The sequence below is a fragment of the Methylocella tundrae genome, assembly GCF_901905185.1.
GTDB lineage: Bacteria > Pseudomonadota > Alphaproteobacteria > Rhizobiales > Beijerinckiaceae > Methylocapsa > Methylocapsa tundrae.
The window spans coordinates 1-1,021 of record NZ_CABFMQ020000126.1; the positions used below are offsets into that span (position 1 = coordinate 1).

The following is a 1,021-nucleotide window of genomic DNA, read 5'->3' on the forward strand; positions in this document are numbered from 1 at the left end:
CGGAACGTGTCAACGACTTTGAGACAGCCGGCGTTTGAATTTAAGCTTGGATTTGTAGCCTTTTGGTTGGCGGGTTGATCCAGGCTGCGGTTGGTTTGAGAGGCGGTTCCGGCGGCTTTTTGACGAAGCGTTCCGGGTTAGAATGGAAAGCGCGATCGAGGATTGTCTGGCGGGCTGCGTAGACTTCGTCGGCCTGACCATAGTGGACCTGGTCCGGCGTCATCAGGCCGATGCCAGCATGATGATGATCCCGATTATACCAATCGAAGAAGCAGCGGCAGAATGTCTTCGCATCCTCAATGCAGCCAAACCGTTGAGGAAACTGGGGTTGATATTTTAAGGTTTTGAAGTGGCTTTCCGAGAACGGATTGTCGTTCGACGTGTAGGGCCTGCTATGCGATTTGGTGACGCCGAGATCGGCGAGCATCAAGGCGGTGGCTTTGGCCTTCATCGGGCCGCCGCGATCCGCATGCAGGGTAAGTTGGCCGGGGACGACATCATGCTTGATGATGGCGTCGTCGAACAAGGGTTGAACAGCGCGGCGCTCTCAGCATCAGCGATTTGCCAGGCGACGACCCTGCGGCTGAAAATATCAATGATGACATAGAGATAGAAGTAGCTCCATTTCGCCGGCCCCATCAACTTCGTGATGTCCCAGGACCAAACCTGATTTGGGCTTTCGGCGAGAAGTTCGGGCTTCTGGTAGACGGGGCGCCGCAATTGGCGGCGTCGTTCGCGGACTTCTTCATGCTCGGCGAGAATGCGATACATGGTGCGGATCGAGCACAGATAGACGCCCTGGTCGAGCAAGCTGGCGTAGACTTCGGCGGGCGCCAGATCGACAAACCGCGGCTCTCTCAACAGGTCGAGGACGGTTTGACGCTCTTTGGCGGCAAGCGCCCGCTTTGGCGTTGGCCGCGCGCGCACAGCCGCAAGCGGCCGTCTCCGGAAGGCCTGGCGACGATGAAGGCTGGCGCGCGACAGCCCCAGCGCTGTGCAGGCGGCTGCGATCAAGCCGCTG

1 pseudogene is annotated in these 1,021 nt (G+C 58.7%); it reads right to left on the reverse strand.

The features are described from left to right. Positions 1-40 precede the first annotated feature (40 nt). Positions 41-1,021, reverse strand: a pseudogene (locus tag MPC4_RS18140) (IS3 family transposase); the annotation flags it as partial.